Raw genomic sequence first — 18,173 nt, 5'->3', positions numbered from 1 at the left:
CCATATCGACATAAACTAAAAACAGGAAAACGCATATTGCATGGCAGTTAAATTAGAAGTTAAGAATCTTTATAAAATATTCGGCGAGCATCCACAGCGAGCATTTAAATATATCGAGAAGGGTTTCAGCAAAGAGCAAATTCTGGAAAAAACAGGGTTATCGCTTGGCGTCAAAGACGCCAGTCTGGCCATTGAAGAAGGCGAGATATTTGTCATCATGGGGTTATCCGGCTCCGGCAAATCCACCATGGTACGCCTTCTCAATCGTCTGATTGAACCCACCCGCGGTCAGGTGCTGATTGACGGTGTGGATATTGCCAAAATATCCGACGCCGAGCTCCGCGACGTGCGCCGCAAAAAAATCGCCATGGTATTCCAGTCGTTTGCGCTGATGCCGCACATGAGCGTGCTGGATAACACCGCATTCGGCATGGACCTTGCGGGCGTGCCGGTACAGGAGCGCCAGGAAAAAGCACTGGACGCCCTGCGTCAGGTGGGCCTCGAAAACTACGCGCACGCTTATCCGGATGAACTGTCCGGCGGGATGCGACAGCGCGTCGGTCTGGCGCGTGCTCTGGCCATCAACCCTGATATTCTATTAATGGATGAAGCCTTCTCGGCGCTCGATCCCTTAATTCGTACTGAGATGCAGGATGAGCTGGTAAAATTACAGGCGAAACATCAGCGCACCGTGGTATTTATTTCCCACGATCTCGATGAAGCAATGCGAATTGGCGATCGCATTGCCATTATGCAAAATGGCGAAGTCGTTCAGGTGGGTACTCCGGATGAAATTCTGAATAATCCGGCCAATGATTATGTCCGCACCTTCTTCCGCGGTGTGGATATTAGCCAGGTGTTTAGCGCCAAAGATATTGCACGTCGTAATCCGGATGGCTTAATCCGTAAAACGCCGGGCTTTGGCCCACGCTCCGCGCTGAAATTATTGCAGGATGATGACCGCGAATTTGGCTACGTCATTGAACGCGGAAATAAGTTTGTCGGTATTGTCTCCATCGACTCCCTGAAAGAGGCGTTAAAAGCTAACCAGGGAATCGACGCGGCGCTGATTGACGAGCCTCTGGCCGTTGATGCGCAGACGCCGCTCAGCGAATTGCTCTCTCATGTGGGCCACGCGCCCTGCGCCGTTCCGGTGGTGGGAGAAGAACAGCAGTACGTCGGCGTGATTTCAAAACGCATGCTGCTACAGGCATTAGATCGCGAGGGGGCAAACAACAATGGCTGATCAATCTAACCCGTGGGATACCACACCGGCCGCAGACAGCGCGGCAAATTCTGCCGACGCCTGGGGCTCTCCGGCATCGACGCCGTCCGGCGGTAGCGCAGACTGGCTGCACAGCGCGCCCGCTCCGCAGGCTGAGCATTTTAATATTATGGATCCGTTCCATAAGACGCTGATTCCACTCGATAGCTGGGTGACTCACGGCATTGACTGGGTGGTCACGCACTTCCGCCCGCTGTTCCAGGGGATTCGCGTTCCCGTCGACTATATTCTGAGCGCCTTCCAGCAGCTGCTGCTGGGAATGCCCGCACCGGTGGCGATTGTGATTTTCGCCCTCATCGCCTGGCAGATCTCCAGCCTCGGCATGGGCGTAGCGACCTTTATCTCGCTGATTGCCATCGGTGCGATTGGCGCCTGGTCACAGGCCATGGTGACGCTGGCACTGGTACTCACTGCGCTGCTGTTCTGTGTGTTAATCGGCCTGCCGCTCGGTATCTGGCTGGCGCGAAGCCCGCGGGCGGCGAAGATTATTCGTCCGCTGCTTGATGCCATGCAGACGACTCCCGCGTTCGTGTACCTGGTGCCGATTGTCATGCTGTTCGGTATTGGTAACGTCCCGGGCGTCGTCGTGACGATTATCTTCGCCCTGCCGCCCATTGTGCGCCTGACCATTCTTGGAATTAACCAGGTGCCTGCAGATCTTATCGAGGCATCGCGATCCTTCGGCGCTAGCCCACGTCAGATGCTGTTTAAAGTGCAGCTGCCGCTGGCAATGCCGACCATTATGGCGGGGGTCAACCAGACGCTGATGCTGGCCCTGTCAATGGTCGTGATCGCCTCCATGATCGCCGTCGGCGGTCTCGGCCAGATGGTCCTGCGCGGTATTGGCCGTCTGGATATGGGGCTGGCAACGGTTGGCGGCGTGGGGATCGTTATCCTCGCCATCATTCTCGACCGCCTGACCCAGGCCGTTGGCCGCGACTCCCGCAGCCGTGGCAATCGCCGCTGGTACAGCACCGGCCCGCTGGGTCTGCTGCTCCGCCCTTTCACTAAGTAACCATCGTGTTGGCCTGCGCTGCGGGCCAACGCTCCACGACTATCACTATTAAAGGAACAACGATGCGACACTCATTTGTTTTTGCGACAGCGTTTGCCACGCTGGTTTCCACCAGCGCCTTTGCCGCCGACCTGCCGGGGAAAGGCATGACCGTACAGCCGGTACAGAGCACCCTGTCCGAAGAAACGTTCCAGACGCTGCTGGTCAGCCGCGCGCTGGAAAAGCTCGGTTACACCGTCAGTAAACCCAACGAAGTCGATTACAACGTCGGCTACACCTCTATCGCCGCCGGCGACGCGACCTTTACCGCCGTCAACTGGATACCGCTGCATGACGATATGTATGCAGCGGCTGGCGGTGACAAGAAATTTTACCGCGAAGGGACGCTGGTTGGCGGCGCGGCGCAGGGGTATCTGATCGATAAGAAAACCGCCGACCAGTACCACATTACCAATATCGAGCAGCTTAAAGATCCGAAGATTGCCAAACTGTTCGATACCAACGGCAACGGTAAGGCCGATCTGACCGGCTGTAACCCAGGCTGGGGCTGTGAGGCGGTGATTAATCATCAGCTGGATGCCTATGATCTGACCAAAACGGTCGAGCATAATCAGGGCAACTATGCGGCAATGATGGCCGATACCATCACCCGCTTTAAAGAAGGCAAGCCGATTATCTACTATACCTGGACACCGTATTGGGTGAGCGACGTGCTGAAACCGGGGAAAGACGTGGTCTGGCTGCAGGTGCCGTTCTCCTCCCTGCCGGGCGTACAGAAAAATATCGACACCAAGCTGGCTAACGGCGCGAACTACGGCTTCCCGGTAAGCACTATGCATATCGTCGCCAATAAGGCCTGGGCCGAGAAAAACCCGGCGGCGGCGAAGCTGTTTGCCATTATGAAGCTGCCGCTGTCCGACATTAACGCACAGAACGCGATGATGCATGACGGCAAGGCTTCAGAAGCCGACGTTCAGGGCCAGGTTGATGGCTGGATTCAGGCTCACCAGCAGGTATTTGACGGCTGGGTAAAAGAGGCGCTGGCCGCGCAGAAGTAGGCCTGAACAGCCTCGTGCCATCAGGCATGCCCACTCGGGGCGGCATAAAGCAGCATCCGAGTGTGGCGATGCCGAGAATGTACCTGAGCCGCCTCCGACTGCCGGATGGCGGCTTTGCCTTATCTGGCCTACAGACACTTTGCTTACCCGGCCTACGGAAAGATAGGGCCCCGTAGCCAAAAAGCACATTCCGCTACGCGACATTTTCCCCGCCCTTCCCGCCTTTGGTTATTATCACTCTCTCTTTCTTAATCATTTCAGCCATTATGACTAAACCTGCCCACGGGCTTAGCCCAGCCTTAATTGCCTTAATGTCCGTCGCCACCGGCCTGGCCGTTGCCAGCAACTACTACGCGCAGCCGCTGCTGGAGACCATTGCCCGCCACTTTTCGCTTAGCGCAGGACAGGCCGGGTTCATCGTTACCGCCGCACAGCTTGGCTATGCCGCCGGGCTGCTGTTCCTGGTGCCGCTGGGCGATATGTTTGAACGTCGCTCGCTTATCGTGACCATGACGCTGCTTGCGGCGGGTGGAATGCTCATTACCGCAAGCAGCAGCACTCCGGCCATGATGATCCTTGGCACCGCACTTACCGGGCTATTCTCCGTCGTTGCCCAGCTGCTGGTGCCTATGGCGGCAACCCTTGCTTCGCCGGAAAAGCGCGGTAAGGTCGTCGGCACGGTGATGAGCGGGCTGCTGCTCGGCATTTTGCTGGCGCGAACCGTTGCTGGCCTGCTGGCGAATCTGGGCGGCTGGCGTACCGTCTACTGGGTTGCCGCCGTGCTGATGGTGCTGCTGGCCTTTGCCCTGTGGCGCGGCCTGCCGAAACTCAAGCAGGAGACGCATCTCAATTACCCGCAGCTGCTGGGCTCTATCTTCAGCCTTTTTGCCCGCGATAAGCTGCTGCGCACCCGTGCTATCCTCGGCTGTCTGACCTTTGCCAACTTCAGCATTCTCTGGACCTCGATGGCGTTCCTGCTCTCCGGCGCGCCGTTCAACTACTCGGAAGGGGCTATCGGGCTGTTCGGGCTGGCGGGCGCGGCTGGCGCGCTGGGCGCACGTCCGGTCGGCGGGCTGGCGGATAAGGGCAAAGCGCACCTGACCACCACCTGGGGCCTGTTGCTACTGCTGCTTTCCTGGGTGGCTATCTGGTACGGTCACACCTCCGCTATCGCGCTGATCGTCGGTATTCTGGTGCTCGACCTGATGGTACAAGGCGTGCATATCACTAACCAGACGGTCATCTATCGCGTGCAGCCCGATGCCCGTAACCGTCTGACCGCGGGCTACATGACCAGCTACTTTATCGGCGGCGCGGCCGGGTCGCTGCTTTCCGCTGCGGCCTGGCAGCACGCAGGCTGGGCCGGCGTATGTGCGGCGGGTGCAGCAATCTCTCTCGCTAACCTGCTGGTCTGGTGGTGGGGCTATCACCGTCAGGAAGCCGAATAACACAAATGCGATGAGCGTTACGTATACAGCATCTCTATGTCATAGGTAAATCACATAAATTACGGGCATTAATTCATTTACTTTATTTGTCACCATCGTTACTATATCGACTGTAACTAATGAGGTAATGCCCAGATGGATAGTTCGTTTACGCCCATTGAACAAATGCTGAAATTTCGCGCCAGCCGCTGCGAAGAGTTTCCTTTCCAGGAAATTCTTCTGACACGCCTTTGCATGCACATGCAGGGTAAGCTGCTGGATAACCGCAATAAAATGCTGAAAGCTCAAGGGATTAACGAGACGTTGTTTATGGCGCTAATCACGCTGGAGTCTCAAGAAAACCACAGTATTCAGCCTTCCGAGCTCAGCTGTGCGCTGGGGTCATCGCGTACTAACGCGACCCGCATCGCCGATGAGCTGGAAAAGCGCGGCTGGATTGAACGTCGTGAAAGTGACAACGATCGTCGCTGCCTGCATCTGCAGCTGACCGACAAAGGTCGTGAGTTCCTGAACGAAGTTCTGCCACCGCAGCATCACTGCCTGCATCAGCTCTGGTCGTCGCTTAGCCCGGCCGAGAAAGATCAGCTCGAACATATCACCCGCAAACTTCTTACTCGTCTGGATCAGATGGAAGAGGACGGCTCAGTACTTGACGCCCTGCGCTGATACTACCGCGATAACAATGAAAACAAACAGGCCAGCAGATAACCCCTGCTGGCCTTTCTGGTAAACAGGTCGGCGTCGCCGATATTAATAATAAGAATGTGGAGAATCACATGAGCGCAAATGCGGAGACTCAAACCCCGCAGCAACCCGCCAACAAGAAAGGCAAACGCAAACGCGCCCTCGTCTTGTTGACCTTGCTCTTTGTTATTATTGCCGTGGCCTACGGGGCCTACTGGTTTTTGGTACTGCGTCACTTCGAAGAAACCGATGACGCATACGTGGCAGGGAACCAGGTTCAAATCATGTCGCAGGTGTCCGGCAGCGTGACGAAAGTCTGGGCCGACAACACCGACTATATCCAGCAGGGTGATGTTCTGGTCACGCTCGATCAGACCGATGCTCAGCAGGCGTTTGAAAAAGCGCAGACGGCGCTGGCTTCCAGCGTGCGTCAGATGCGCCAGTTGATGATCAACAACAAACAGCTGCAGGCCAATATCGATATCCGTAAAACGACGCTGGCGCAGGCGCAGACCGACCTCAACCGTCGTATCCCACTGGGTAACGCCAACCTGATCGGCCGCGAAGAGCTGCAGCACGCGAAAGATGCGGTCACCAGCGCGCAGGCGGCTCTCGACGTCGCTATCCAGCAGTACAACGCTAACCAGGCGATGATCCTGGGAACGAAACTGGAAGAGCAGCCGACCGTGCGTCAGGCGGCGACGGAAGTCCGTAATGCATGGCTTGCCCTGCAGCGTACCAAAATCGTCAGCCCGATGAGCGGCTACGTCTCTCGTCGCTCCGTTCAGCCTGGCGCACAGATTAGCCCAACCACGCCGCTGATGGCGGTGGTGCCGGCCAATAACCTGTGGGTCGACGCGAACTTTAAAGAGACCCAGCTGGCCCATATGCGTATTGGTCAGCCGGTCACCGTGATCAGCGACATCTACGGCGATGACGTGAAGTACACCGGGAAAGTTGTCGGCCTCGATATGGGTACCGGTAGCGCCTTCTCCCTGCTGCCGGCGCAGAACGCCACCGGTAACTGGATCAAGGTCGTGCAGCGTCTGCCGGTACGTATCGAACTGGATGCCGACCAGCTGGCGAAACACCCGCTGCGTATCGGCCTGTCTACGCTGGTGAAAGTAGACACGTCCAACCGCGACGGACAAATTCTGGCCAACCAGATTCGTAACAGCCCGGCATACGAGAGCAACGCGCGTGAAATCAGCCTCGATCCGGTTAACAAGCTGATTAACGATATCGTTCAGGCCAACGCCAACTAATGCTGGGGTGCGCGTAATGCAACAGCAAAAACCGCTGGAAGGCGCGCAGCTGGTCATTATGACCATTGCGCTGTCGCTGGCTACCTTCATGCAGGTGCTGGACTCCACCATCGCTAACGTGGCCATCCCCACCATTGCCGGGAACCTTGGCTCATCGCTGAGCCAGGGGACGTGGGTCATCACCTCGTTTGGGGTCGCTAACGCCATTTCCATTCCGATTACCGGCTGGCTGGCAAAGCGCGTCGGTGAGGTGAAGCTGTTCCTGTGGTCAACCGTCGCCTTTGTCATTGCGTCATGGGCGTGCGGGATGTCCAACAGCCTTAGCATGCTGATCTTCTTCCGCGTTATTCAGGGGATTGTTGCCGGGCCGTTGATCCCACTGTCGCAGAGTCTGCTGCTGAGTAACTATCCGCCAGCCAAGCGCTCTATTGCGCTGGCGCTGTGGTCGATGACGGTCATCGTTGCGCCTATCTGCGGGCCAATTCTCGGCGGCTACATCAGCGATAACTATCACTGGGGCTGGATCTTCTTTATCAACGTGCCCATCGGCGCGGTGGTCGTGCTATTAAGCCTCCAGACCCTACGCGGGCGCGAAACGCGAACCGAACAGCGCCGTATCGACGGCGTGGGCCTGGCGCTGCTGGTGCTCGGGATCGGTAGTCTGCAGGTGATGCTTGACCAGGGTAAAGAACTCGACTGGTTTAACTCGACCGAGATCATCGTTCTGACCATCGTCGCGGTGATATCGCTGAGCTTCCTGATTGTCTGGGAGCTGACCGACGATAACCCGATTGTCGATTTGTCGTTGTTTAAGTCGCGAAACTTCACCATCGGCTGCTTGTGTATCAGCCTGGCCTATATGCTCTACTTCGGCGCGATCGTTTTACTGCCGCAGCTATTGCAGGAGGTCTACGGCTATACCGCGACCTGGGCCGGTCTGGCATCGGCACCGGTCGGGGTGATCCCCGTGATTCTGTCGCCGATTATCGGCCGCTTTGCCCATAAGCTGGATATGCGCCGTCTGGTGACCTTCAGTTTTATTATGTACGCCGTGTGCTTCTACTGGCGCGCCTACACCTTCGAACCGGGAATGGACTTCGGTGCGTCGGCGTGGCCGCAGTTTATTCAGGGCTTTGCCGTGGCATGCTTCTTCATGCCGCTGACCACCATCACGCTTTCCGGGCTACCGCCCGAGCGTCTGGCGGCCGCCTCGAGCCTGTCGAACTTCACGCGTACGCTGGCGGGCTCCATCGGGACGTCAATTACCACAACGCTTTGGACCAACCGCGAAGCCATGCACCATGCGCAGCTAACGGAGTCGGTAACGCCGTTTAACCCTAACGCCCAGCAGATGTACGATCAGCTACAGGGTATGGGGATGACGCAGCAGCAGGCTTCCGGCTGGATAGCCCAGCAGATCACCAACCAGGGGCTGATTGTTTCGGCCAACGAAATCTTCTGGATTTCAGCGGGGATCTTCCTCGTGCTCCTGGGGCTGGTGTGGTTTGCCAGGCCGCCGTTTGGCGCCGGGGGCGGGGGCGGAGGCGCTCACTAGTTAAAAAGCCAGCTCGGTTGAGCTGGCTTTTTTTTGCCCTGTCGCGTCAGGCGACGGAAGATTAATGCGATGAGTTCGCGAATGCCCCTTGTTTAAGGTCGTCCACAATATGGTTCATTCGGCTTTCATTGAGCCCATAGAATTTAATGGAAAATGCCGTGAGGACATAAAAGAGAGCCGGCACCAGCGTAAATAGCAGCATGACACCTTGCGCCGCCGACGCCGACTGTACGGCAACGTTAGATTCATAATGGAAATAAGCCAGTACCCAACCTAATACCGCTCCGCCAACGGCGACGCCCAGCTTAATCACAAATATATTGGCTGCCACATTCATACCTGTAATTCGTCGCTGCGTTTTCCATTCACCATAATTATTTGCATCAGTAATCATTGACCACTGCAGCGCGCCGTTGCCGCCCTGGATCAGCATAATAATCAAATGAATTAACAGCACGACAATCCATAACTCCGGCGGCATAAAGAAGCATAGTACGCCGAATACCGCAATCAGCAGGTTGATCCAGAAAGACAGTTTTACCTTGCAGAAGCGGGTGCCAAAGGGTTTAGCAAGAACGGAGCCAGCCATTGATGCGAACATACCGCCCAGCATAAACAGCGTGATGATATCCGAGCCTTTATTCAGCACCGTATTAATGTAGTACACCACCGCGCCGCCGCGCAGCACCACGGCCACCAGCATCATGAAGTTGTAGACCGACATAATCAGCCACTGATCGTTTTTGAACAGAATCTTCACGTCGCGCACGATGTTCAGGTTCTCCTCTTTCACCGGCTGCACGCGCTCTTTGGTTGTAAAGAAACAGACGATGAACATCAGGCAGCCTATCACCCCGAACAGCGCCATCGACACCTGAATACCGGTAGCGCGGTCACCCGGATAGAGGAAATCCGCCAGCGGTAGAATCAGCGCAGTCCCTAGCGCGCCGCCGATAGGCGTTATCGCAAAGCGCCACGACTGCAGCGACAGGTTTTCACGCGGATCGGCAGTAATCGCTGCGCCCAACGAGCAGTAAGGGATATTAATGGCGGTGTACATCAGCGTCATAAAGATATACGCCACCACCGCATAAACCACCTTCCCGGTGTCGGAGAATGACGGGATGGAGTAAACCAGTACGCAGCTGACCGCAAACGGGATGCAGATAGCCAGCAGCCACGGGCGGAAGCGCCCCCAGCGCGTCGAGGTGGCATCGGCAATCGCCCCCATGATGGGATCGGTTATCGCATCCAGCAGGCGCACCAGCAGGAACATGGTGCCCATCACCGCCGGCGGCAAACCATAAATATCGGTGTAGAAATAAGCCAGAATAGCAACCGATGAGTCAAACACGATATGACTGGCGGCATCTCCCAGGCTATAGCCAATTTTTTCCTTAATAGAGATCCTATCCCCTGAAGACATATAAACTCCTGTATTTTTAGCGAATGCAACCGATTTCAACAGGCGCTATTTTTTACGCATTCAGGAACAGGATCTATTATGTTTTTCGGCTAACTGATTATGTTTTTCATTTTATGTGATCGATATTTATCTTAATCCCACTATTAAAGAGAGATTTTATTTTCTGCGCGCGCCTTCCGCCTCAGATAAATACATAAAATAACTATCTTCTATTTTTATTATTTTATTTATGAATATGCTTTCGCGCATAAAAAAGCCCCTGCGCTCGCGCAGGGGCTCGATATTATCGATACCAACAGAAACTAGATGTGCAGTTCCTGCAGTTTTTCTTTCGGCAGCGCCAGTTCATCATTGCTGTTGATACGAACGTCGCGTTCGATAATATGACGGGCAATGTCCTGCGCTTCGCTCAGGGAGTGCATTTCGTAGGTACCGCACTGATACACGTTCAGCTCTGGGATCTGGTTTTGATCCTTCACCTTCAGCACGTCAGCCATCGCCGCTTTCCAGGCATCCGCAACGCGCTGCTCGTCCGGCGTACCGATCAGGCTCATGTAGAAACCGGTACGGCAGCCCATCGGAGAAATGTCGATAATCTCAACGCCGTTACCGTTCAGATGATCGCGCATAAAGCCCGCAAACAGGTGCTCCAGGGTATGGATCCCTCTTTCCGGCATCACTTCTTTGTTCGGCACACAAAAACGCAGATCAAAAACGGTGATCGCATCGCCGTGCGGCGTGTTCATTTTCTTCGCAACGCGAACGGCTGGGGCTTCCATACGGGTATGATCGACTGTGAAGCTATCTAACAACGGCATTTCGTAACCTCCGATATCACCTTCATGCTCCCGGGCGTGCAATTTTTTCTATCCGATTATCAACATAACCATTTGAATAGAATCAATTTTCTGTAATACGCCGCGTTCTGCTTCAGGTTAATGTGATTTTTTTTAAAATAAACTGAACTCTTTGTTCCCATGCCAGTCTTAGTATATGAAAGACGCGCATTTGTTATCATCATCCCTGATTCAGAGATGTATATTTTGGCCACAGTGATGTGGCCTTTTTCTTTTGTATCAGGCGTGTCTTGCCAGCAGCGCTTCAAACGATTCGTTATCCGCAGCTTCAATCTGACGCTGACGCGCTCTTGAAGCATCCCGCTCGTTGGCAAAATCCTCTTCGCTGAGAATCTCCAGCGGCTCTTCACGCAGCATCGTGCGGTACTGTTCCGCCAGAGCCTTACCGGTCCCCCCAATGCCCTGATCAAGCATAGAACGCAGAATGCGCGCCGAGAAGGTTAAATCCGGATTATCAAAGCAGGCCACCAGTTCATCGCATACTTTCTGATACGCCGTCCCGCCATTCATACCGTCCATAGTCTGGGCTACGCGTTTCAGATCGTGGAACAAATCTTTACCCACTTTGGTCAGCGGGAACTGCGCCGTTTCACAGCCAATCCCCAGCGTCAGCCCCGGCTTACGCCCTTCCAGAATCACGCGATTCCAGTTAGTGCGAGTGCACAGCAGCTCATCGCTGCTCATCTCCGGCGCATCGGCCAGCACGCACCAGACCATAAACAGGTCGAGGAAGCGAATCTGCTGCTCGTCCACGCCAATCGGTGAGAACGGGTTGATGTCCAGCGAGCGTACTTCGATATATTCGATACCGCCGCGCAGCAGCGCATCGGATGGGGTTTCGCCATCGCGGGTCACACGTTTTGGGCGAATCGGTGCATACAGTTCGTTTTCAATCTGCAAAATGTTGCTGTTGATTTGCAGATGCTTGCCGTCTTTCTCCAGACCAATACGCGCATATTCTTCAGACGGTGTTTTAATCGCGCGCTTCAATCCTGCCACATACTCGTGCAATTCGTTAAACGTAATTCCGAGATTGCTTTGCGATTTATTGGTATAGCCAAGATCGCTCAGACGCAGCGAGGTTGCATACGGCAGGTAGTACATGCCGCAGTCGGTTTTCTCAAACGGCAGCGTCGTCGGCTTGCCCTGCAGGAAAGAGGAACAGATTGCCGGAGACGCCCCGAACAGGTACGGAATCACCCAGCCAAAACGGTAGTAGTTACGAATCAGACGGAAATAGCCGGCGGAAATGGCCTCTTTATCGTGTACGCCGCATTTCGCCTGCCAGAATGCCATCGGTAGCGAGAAATTGTAGTGTACCCCGGAGATGGTCTGCATCAGCGCGCCGTAGCGGTTTTTCAGCCCTTCACGGTACAGCGTTTTCAGACGGCCGATGTTAGACGTACCGTACTGTGCCAGCTCAATATCCTGACCCGGTGCGATGTAGCACGGCATGCTCAGCGGCCACATGCGCTCGTCGCCCAGCTGGCGTGCAGTATGACGATGCACGTCGCGCAGGAACGTCAGCATGTGATTGATATCGCCGTCGACCGGAGTAATAAACTCCAGCAGCGCTTCAGCGAAGTCGGTAGTGATCCATTTGTGGGTCAGCGTGGCGCCCAGCGCCTCCGGATGACCGGTTGTTGCCAGAGAACCGTCTGCATTAACGCGTAGGGTTTCGCGCTCAAGACCGCGCTGGATCCCTTCAAGAGCCTGAGGGTGTTTTTCCAGCCAGGTCAGCGCCTGTGATACGTCCGGGATCAAATTGACCTCCCGCCTGTCGAATTCATGTTATTAAGCATAATTGTCATCGTGGAGATGAGGACTGCTCCACAAGCCATCCAATTAGTGCCACCACGTCATGCCTTGCAGCGTCAGCGCCGCCACTGCGATATAGCGCAGCGCCTTACCCAGGCATAAAAAAAAGAGTACCGGTCCCCAGGATATGCGCATCCAGCCTGCGAGCAGGCACAGCAAATCACCGATAACGGGCATCCAGCTCAGCAGCAACGTAGCCGCGCCGTAGCGGCGCAGCCATCCCACTGCTTTTTCCTGCCAACGCGATGTTTTGCGTAATGGAAAAAAACGACCAAGAATAACGTTAGTAGCCCCGCCAAGGCTATTACCCATTGTTGCTATTACTACCAGAAGCCATGGCTTACTCGCGCCCGCAAGCAGCAGCCCGACCAGCACGGCTTCAGAGTTCCCCGGCAGCAGCGTCGCGCTGAGGAAGCTGCTTGCCAGCAGCGATCCCAGCGCCAGAAGTTCATTCACAGCAGGCGTACGTCGACGGCGTCCATCCCCGCAGCGGCAGCAGCCTGAAGGCCAAAATCGGCGTCTTCAAACACGATGCAGCGTTCCGGCGCCACGCCCATCCGCTCCGCGCACAGTAAGAACGTGTCCGGTGCGGGCTTATGCAGCTTAACGTGATCGGCGGCGACAACGGCATCGAAATAGTGACGCAGCCCGAGGTGCGCGAGCAGCGCCTCGGCCACCGCGCTTTCGCTGCCGGTACCAACGGCCATAGGCCGACGGCCGTGCCACGCTTTCACGACTTCAATAAGCGGCAGCGGTGTCACAGAATCGAGCAGCATGGATTTCACCGCATCGGTTTTTTCGCGAGCGAGAAGATGGGGATCCAGATCGGCCTGATGACTGTCAATAATCGCCTGCGCAATCCGCCATGTTGGCGAACCGTTAAGCGCGACCATCGCCTGTTCGTCAAAACGCATTCCATAACGACCCAAAACCTCACGCCAGGCCTTACGATGCGTGGGCTCTGTATCCAGAATGGTGCCGTCCATATCAAAAATCAATCCAGCATAGCGTTCGTACATCGTCTTCTCACCCGTCGGATAATGTGACGTTACTTTATCGTAAATAGGGATGGTTGTCGCTGTTAGCCGCAGGAACAACAAAGGCGCTCTCCGGCGCCTTATCGCTACCGCTCGCTGCGGATTATTTAATTTGCATATCGTTTTCAACTACTCGTACGCCCTGAACCCGTCGGGTAACTTCGACCGCACGTTTGGCATCCGCAGAGGATGACACAAAGCCGCTTAGCTGTACGCGACCTTTAAAGGTCTGCACGTTGATCTCACTCGATTTGATGTTTTTATCGCTGAACAGCGCCGTTTTAACCTTTGTGGTGATCACCGTATCGTCAATATAGCCACCGGTGCTTTCTTTCGTTGACGAGCCAGCACAGCCGGACAACGAGATAGCCACCAAAAGCGCAGCGCAAAACGCTGACGTTGCCTTGAACCATTTCATGGATTTCTCTCCTTGCAGTCATGTCACCAGGATAAAGGCGTATACAAGGATAAATTATAGAGGAAAGAATGGGTTGCCAATGGGAAAAGCGTGAAGAAGATTTTACGATGAAAAAAACAGAGAGGGAACTACGGAGAAGATGGTGCATCCGGGAGGATTCGAACCTCCGACCGCTCGGTTCGTAGCCGAGTACTCTATCCAGCTGAGCTACGGATGCATCGGTAAAACCAGATTGGAGAAAACAAGAGATGGTGCATCCGGGAGGATTCGAACCTCCGACCGCTCGGTTCGTAGCCGAGTACTCTATCCAGCTGAGCTACGGATGCATCGGGAAACTTGCTTTACTGCCGATATTGATACCGCTAAGAAAGCGACATCAAGTAAGAGATGGTGCATCCGGGAGGATTACTCGGCTGCGCCTCGCCCTACGGGTCGTTGCTAAAGCAACGCTATTCTCCCTGGTGCTAGCGATCATCTCGCAGACCTTGAAACAACAGCGTAGCTGCTATTCCGGAGAATATGGTGCATCCGGGAGGATTCGAACCTCCGACCGCTCGGTTCGTAGCCGAGTACTCTATCCAGCTGAGCTACGGATGCATCGGGAAACTTACTTTACTGCAGATTCGATACCGCTGCTAAAGCGCTATCTGTTTTCTGTTACAACGCTAATGCGTTATCTCAGAGAAGATGGTGCATCCGGGAGGATTCGAACCTCCGACCGCTCGGTTCGTAGCCGAGTACTCTATCCAGCTGAGCTACGGATGCAAATGGCGGTGAGGCGGGGATTCGAACCCCGGATGCAGCTTTTGACCGCATACTCCCTTAGCAGGGGAGCGCCTTCAGCCTCTCGGCCACCTCACCAACAACACCTCTTGCGAGTGCTTCGAAGAACTTGTTTCTGCTCATCGTCGCTGTGTGGCGCACATATTACTTTCTGGGACTTATAAGTCAAACAATTTTCCGCAGATTTTTTTCGTTTGCACATTTCACAGACAATCAGGCGTTAAAAAAAGCAGAACGGGCGTTTTATCAACAGATAAAACGCGATTACGGCCGCAAAACGGCAATACGAAAAAATGGCGCTAAGGGAGAGAACAGAAGAAAAAAGGGCTGACGCAGAAGATAAAACGGGAAAAACGGCGGGAGTTGCGTCTCACCCGCTGGGTGAGACGCGAGAACTTAGTAACTGGACTGCTGGGATTTTTCAGCCTGGATACGCTGGTAGATCTCTTCACGGTGGACAGAGACTTCTTTCGGGGCATTTACGCCGATGCGCACCTGGTTACCCTTCACTCCTAAAACTGTCACAGTGACCTCATCTCCGATCATGAGGGTCTCACCAACTCGACGAGTCAGAATCAGCATTCTTTGCTCCTTGAAAGATTAAATGAGTCGGGTCTCTCTGTATCCCGGCATTCTCCATCATATAACGCCAAAAGGTCAGCGATGACAAACACCTTATGTGTAAGCAGTCACGGCATCACATTCTGTTAAATGTAAGTCTAGCCGATTTACATGACTTCAACCTGACTTTATCGTTATCAGTACCGCATATGCAAGACGCCTGAACAGATAACGTTAGGCGTCTGCATGCGTTTATTGTTATTACAGTTTAGCGCTTACCCAGCCCTTCACGCTGGCCAGTGCAGCCGGGAGAGCCGCAGCGTCGGTACCGCCAGCTTGCGCCATATCCGGACGACCGCCCCCTTTGCCGCCCACCTGCTGAGCGACCATACCAATCAGTTCCCCTGCTTTCACACGGTCGGTCACGTCCTTAGACACGCCCGCAATCAGAGAAACCTTACCTTCTGCAACCGTCGCCAGCACGATAACCGCCGAACCCAGCTGGTTCTTCAGATCGTCGACCATGGTACGCAGCATTTTCGGCTCAACGCCGGCAAGTTCGCTCACCAGCAGATTAACGCCGTTAATCGTCTCAGCTTTGCTGGAAAGATTCGCGCTTTCCTGGGCTGCGGCCTGCTCTTTCAGCTGCTGCAGCTCTTTTTCCAGCTGGCGGGTACGTTCGATAACGGTACGTACTTTCTCCGTCAGGTTGTGGCTATCACCTTTCAACAGCTGAGCAATGTCGTTTAAGCGATCGCTTTCAGCATGCAGAGAGGCTATTGCACCCTCACCGGTAACGGCTTCAATACGACGCACGCCTGCCGCTGTGCCAGATTCCGACACAATGCGGAACAGACCGATATCACCGGTACGAGAAGCGTGGGTACCTCCACACAGTTCGGTAGAGAAGTCGCCCATGCTCAATACACGCACGTGGTCGTCATATTTCTCGCCAAACAGCGCCATTGCGCCCTTCGCTTTCGCCGCATCCAGATCCATGATGTTGGTTTCGATCGGCAGGTTGCGACGAATCTGGGCATTGACCAGATCTTCAACCGCGCGGATCTCTTCCGGCTTCATGGCTTCAAAGTGGGAGAAGTCGAAACGCAGCACTTTATCGTTAACCAACGAGCCTTTCTGCGCCACATGCGTGCCCAGAACCTGACGCAGCGCCGCGTGCATCAGGTGCGTAGCGGAGTGGTTCAGACGGATGCGAGCACGACGTGCGTCATCCACGTCAGCCTGCACGGCATCGCCTACTTTCAGCGCGCCGGTCGCCAGCTTGCCAAGATGGCCAATAGCCTGACCGTATTTCTGGGTATCGCTAACGGCGAAGCTAAAGCCCGCGCCTTTCAGCTCACCCTTGTCGCCAACCTGGCCGCCGGATTCCGCATAGAACGGAGTCTGGTCCAGAACGACAACGGCTTCCTGGCCCGCAGCAATAGACTCTACCGCTTTACCGTCAACGAACAGGGCGGTGACTTTACCGTTCAGTTCCAGATGGTCGTAGCCTTTAAACTCAGATGCGCCGTCAACGCGGATCATGGCGTTGTAATCCGCGCCAAAACCGCTGGATTCACGCGCACGACGGCGCTGTTCTTCCATTGCGGCTTCAAAGCCAGCTTCGTCAACCTTGATGTTACGTTCACGGCAAACGTCCGCCGTCAGGTCAACCGGGAAACCGTAGGTGTCGTACAGGCGGAAAGCGGTTTCGCCATCCAGCGTATCGCCGGTCAGCTTCGCCAGCTCTTCGTCGAGCAAGGCCAGGCCGCGCTCCAGCGTACGAGCAAACTGCTCTTCTTCGGTTTTCAGAACCTGTTCAACCTGCGCCTGCTGGCGTTTCAGCTCTTCGCCTGCGGCACCCATCACGTCCACCAGCGGGCCAACCAGCTTGTAGAAGAAGGTGTCTTTCGCGCCCAGCATGTTGCCGTGGCGGATTGCGCGACGAATGATACGACGCAGCACATAGCCACGGCTTTCGTTGGACGGCATCACGCCATCGGCAATCAGGAACGCACAGGAACGAATGTGGTCCGCGATGACGCGCAGCGACTTGTTGCTCAGGTCGGTTGCGCCAGTGACTTTAGCCACGGCATCAATCAAGGTGCGGAACAGGTCGATTTCGTAGTTGGAGTTCACGTGCTGCAGAACGGCAGTTATACGCTCCAGACCCATACCGGTGTCCACGGACGGCTTCGGCAGCGGTTCCATGGTGCCGTCAGCCTGACGGTTGAACTGCATGAAGACGATGTTCCAGATTTCGATATAGCGGTCGCCGTCTTCTTCTGCGGATCCCGGAGGCCCACCCCAGATGTGGTCACCGTGGTCGTAGAAAATCTCGGTGCACGGACCGCAAGGACCGGTGTCACCCATCTGCCAGAAGTTATCGGATGCATACGGCGCGCCTTTGTTGTCGCCGATGCGAATAATGCGCTCACGCGGAATACCGACTTCTTTTTCCCAGATTTCGTAAGCTTCGTCATCGCTCTCATACACGGTAACCCACAGGCGCTCTTTCGGCAGCGCAAACCAGTTTTCACCGGTCAGCAGCTCCCAGGCGTACTGGATAGCATCGTGTTTGAAGTAGTCGCCGAAGCTGAAGTTACCCAGCATTTCGAAGAAGGTGTGGTGACGTGCGGTGTAGCCGACGTTTTCCAGGTCATTATGTTTACCGCCCGCACGCACGCAACGCTGCGCGGTGGTCGCGCGCGAATAATTACGTTTGTCGAGACCGAGGAACACGTCCTTGAACTGGTTCATCCCGGCGTTGGTAAACAACAGAGTGGGGTCGTTATTCGGCACAAGGGAGCTGCTGGCAACTACCTGATGGCCTTTACTATGGAAAAAGTCGAGAAACGCCTGACGGATCTCAGCGGTGCTCTTGCTCATAATTATCCTGAAATCAAGCTACACTTCATCCTTCAAACCGCCTCTTCGTTGGCTGCGCTCGATCACCCCAGTCA

Annotated in this window: 15 protein-coding genes and 5 tRNA genes; 7 read left to right on the top strand and 13 right to left on the bottom strand. The window is 55.0% G+C overall.

The features are described from left to right. The first annotated feature begins 40 nt into the window (after positions 1-40). From proV to emrB, 7 genes are all read left to right on the top strand, one after another. Positions 41-1,246 (top strand): glycine betaine/L-proline ABC transporter ATP-binding protein ProV, encoded by a 1,206-nt coding sequence (proV, locus tag H7R56_RS05865; protein WP_106928336.1) that lies wholly within the window; start codon positions 41-43, stop codon positions 1,244-1,246. Next, on the top strand, positions 1,239-2,300 hold the full coding sequence (gene proW, locus H7R56_RS05860; RefSeq protein WP_106928334.1) for a glycine betaine/L-proline ABC transporter permease ProW: 1,062 nt from the start codon (positions 1,239-1,241) through the stop codon (positions 2,298-2,300). The genes proV and proW overlap by 8 nt, the downstream gene beginning before the upstream one ends. A gap of 62 nt (positions 2,301-2,362) precedes the next feature. Beyond that, positions 2,363-3,358: a glycine betaine/L-proline ABC transporter substrate-binding protein ProX gene (proX, locus tag H7R56_RS05855; protein WP_106928332.1), complete on the top strand. Its 996-nt coding sequence runs from the start codon at positions 2,363-2,365 to the stop codon at positions 3,356-3,358. A 266-nt stretch (positions 3,359-3,624) separates the two neighbouring features. Beyond that, the gene (locus H7R56_RS05850) at positions 3,625-4,806 is read left to right on the top strand and encodes an MFS transporter (RefSeq protein ID WP_106928329.1); all 1,182 of its coding nucleotides are present in this window, start codon (positions 3,625-3,627) and stop codon (positions 4,804-4,806) included. Positions 4,807-4,941: 135 nt separating this feature from the next. Further along, positions 4,942-5,472, top strand: a complete 531-nt coding sequence (gene mprA / locus H7R56_RS05845; protein ID WP_106928327.1) for a transcriptional repressor MprA — start codon at positions 4,942-4,944, stop codon at positions 5,470-5,472. 110 nt (positions 5,473-5,582) lie between these two features. Further along, on the top strand, positions 5,583-6,755 hold the full coding sequence (gene emrA, locus H7R56_RS05840; protein WP_106928325.1) for a multidrug efflux MFS transporter periplasmic adaptor subunit EmrA: 1,173 nt from the start codon (positions 5,583-5,585) through the stop codon (positions 6,753-6,755). A gap of 16 nt (positions 6,756-6,771) precedes the next feature. Next, on the top strand, positions 6,772-8,310 hold the full coding sequence (gene emrB / locus H7R56_RS05835; RefSeq protein ID WP_106928323.1) for a multidrug efflux MFS transporter permease subunit EmrB: 1,539 nt from the start codon (positions 6,772-6,774) through the stop codon (positions 8,308-8,310). A 61-nt stretch (positions 8,311-8,371) separates the two neighbouring features. Here emrB and H7R56_RS05830 read toward each other — a convergent pair whose 3' ends face one another. The 13 genes from H7R56_RS05830 to alaS form a co-directional block, all read right to left on the bottom strand. Continuing rightward, positions 8,372-9,736: a glycoside-pentoside-hexuronide (GPH):cation symporter gene (locus tag H7R56_RS05830; RefSeq protein WP_106928321.1), complete on the bottom strand. Its 1,365-nt coding sequence runs from the start codon at positions 9,734-9,736 to the stop codon at positions 8,372-8,374. Positions 9,737-10,038: 302 nt separating this feature from the next. Further along, on the bottom strand, positions 10,039-10,554 hold the full coding sequence (gene luxS / locus H7R56_RS05825) for an S-ribosylhomocysteine lyase (protein ID WP_106928319.1): 516 nt from the start codon (positions 10,552-10,554) through the stop codon (positions 10,039-10,041). A 258-nt stretch (positions 10,555-10,812) separates the two neighbouring features. Then, positions 10,813-12,357 (bottom strand): glutamate--cysteine ligase, encoded by a 1,545-nt coding sequence (gene gshA, locus H7R56_RS05820; RefSeq protein WP_106928317.1) that lies wholly within the window; start codon positions 12,355-12,357, stop codon positions 10,813-10,815. An 81-nt stretch (positions 12,358-12,438) separates the two neighbouring features. Further along, positions 12,439-12,867, bottom strand: coding sequence for a YqaA family protein (locus tag H7R56_RS05815; RefSeq protein WP_106928315.1), 429 nt, complete (start codon positions 12,865-12,867; stop codon positions 12,439-12,441). Then, on the bottom strand, positions 12,864-13,430 hold the full coding sequence (gene yqaB / locus H7R56_RS05810; protein ID WP_106928313.1) for a fructose-1-phosphate/6-phosphogluconate phosphatase: 567 nt from the start codon (positions 13,428-13,430) through the stop codon (positions 12,864-12,866). The genes H7R56_RS05815 and yqaB overlap by 4 nt, the downstream gene beginning before the upstream one ends. 121 nt (positions 13,431-13,551) lie before the next feature. Continuing rightward, positions 13,552-13,866 (bottom strand): BON domain-containing protein, encoded by a 315-nt coding sequence (locus H7R56_RS05805; protein WP_106928311.1) that lies wholly within the window; start codon positions 13,864-13,866, stop codon positions 13,552-13,554. A 140-nt stretch (positions 13,867-14,006) separates the two neighbouring features. Then, positions 14,007-14,083: transfer RNA gene (locus H7R56_RS05800), tRNA-Arg, on the bottom strand. A 32-nt stretch (positions 14,084-14,115) separates the two neighbouring features. Continuing rightward, positions 14,116-14,192 (bottom strand) — tRNA-Arg (locus H7R56_RS05795). 194 nt (positions 14,193-14,386) lie between these two features. Then, a tRNA-Arg gene (locus tag H7R56_RS05790) sits at positions 14,387-14,463 on the bottom strand. 91 nt (positions 14,464-14,554) lie between these two features. After that, positions 14,555-14,631: transfer RNA gene (locus H7R56_RS05785), tRNA-Arg, on the bottom strand. Positions 14,632-14,634: 3 nt separating this feature from the next. After that, positions 14,635-14,727 (bottom strand) — tRNA-Ser (locus H7R56_RS05780). 318 nt (positions 14,728-15,045) lie between these two features. Beyond that, entirely contained in the window at positions 15,046-15,231 is a 186-nt protein-coding gene (csrA, locus tag H7R56_RS05775; RefSeq protein ID WP_000906486.1) for a carbon storage regulator CsrA, read from the bottom strand. Between the two features lie 240 nt (positions 15,232-15,471). Beyond that, the gene (gene alaS / locus H7R56_RS05770; protein WP_106928309.1) at positions 15,472-18,099 is read right to left on the bottom strand and encodes an alanine--tRNA ligase; all 2,628 of its coding nucleotides are present in this window, start codon (positions 18,097-18,099) and stop codon (positions 15,472-15,474) included. Between the last annotated feature and the right edge of the window lie 74 nt (positions 18,100-18,173).

The organism is Klebsiella sp. WP3-W18-ESBL-02, assembly GCF_014168815.1.
Taxonomy (GTDB): domain Bacteria; phylum Pseudomonadota; class Gammaproteobacteria; order Enterobacterales; family Enterobacteriaceae; genus Kluyvera; species Kluyvera ascorbata_B.
Note: the sequence above shows the minus strand (reverse complement) of the source record. Positions and strands in the feature narration are given on the sequence as shown.

Coding starts and splice junctions, on each gene's coding strand:
- H7R56_RS05850 (WP_106928329.1), top strand. CDS start 3,625: ATGACTAAACCTGCCCACGGGCTTAGCCCAGCCTTAATTGCCTTAATG.
- alaS (WP_106928309.1), bottom strand. CDS start 18,099: ATGAGCAAGAGCACCGCTGAGATCCGTCAGGCGTTTCTCGACTTTTTC.
- H7R56_RS05805 (WP_106928311.1), bottom strand. CDS start 13,866: ATGAAATGGTTCAAGGCAACGTCAGCGTTTTGCGCTGCGCTTTTGGTG.
- emrA (WP_106928325.1), top strand. CDS start 5,583: ATGAGCGCAAATGCGGAGACTCAAACCCCGCAGCAACCCGCCAACAAG.
- csrA (WP_000906486.1), bottom strand. CDS start 15,231: ATGCTGATTCTGACTCGTCGAGTTGGTGAGACCCTCATGATCGGAGAT.
- luxS (WP_106928319.1), bottom strand. CDS start 10,554: ATGCCGTTGTTAGATAGCTTCACAGTCGATCATACCCGTATGGAAGCC.
- proW (WP_106928334.1), top strand. CDS start 1,239: ATGGCTGATCAATCTAACCCGTGGGATACCACACCGGCCGCAGACAGC.
- proX (WP_106928332.1), top strand. CDS start 2,363: ATGCGACACTCATTTGTTTTTGCGACAGCGTTTGCCACGCTGGTTTCC.
- H7R56_RS05830 (WP_106928321.1), bottom strand. CDS start 9,736: ATGTCTTCAGGGGATAGGATCTCTATTAAGGAAAAAATTGGCTATAGC.
- proV (WP_106928336.1), top strand. CDS start 41: ATGGCAGTTAAATTAGAAGTTAAGAATCTTTATAAAATATTCGGCGAG.
- yqaB (WP_106928313.1), bottom strand. CDS start 13,430: ATGTACGAACGCTATGCTGGATTGATTTTTGATATGGACGGCACCATT.
- mprA (WP_106928327.1), top strand. CDS start 4,942: ATGGATAGTTCGTTTACGCCCATTGAACAAATGCTGAAATTTCGCGCC.
- emrB (WP_106928323.1), top strand. CDS start 6,772: ATGCAACAGCAAAAACCGCTGGAAGGCGCGCAGCTGGTCATTATGACC.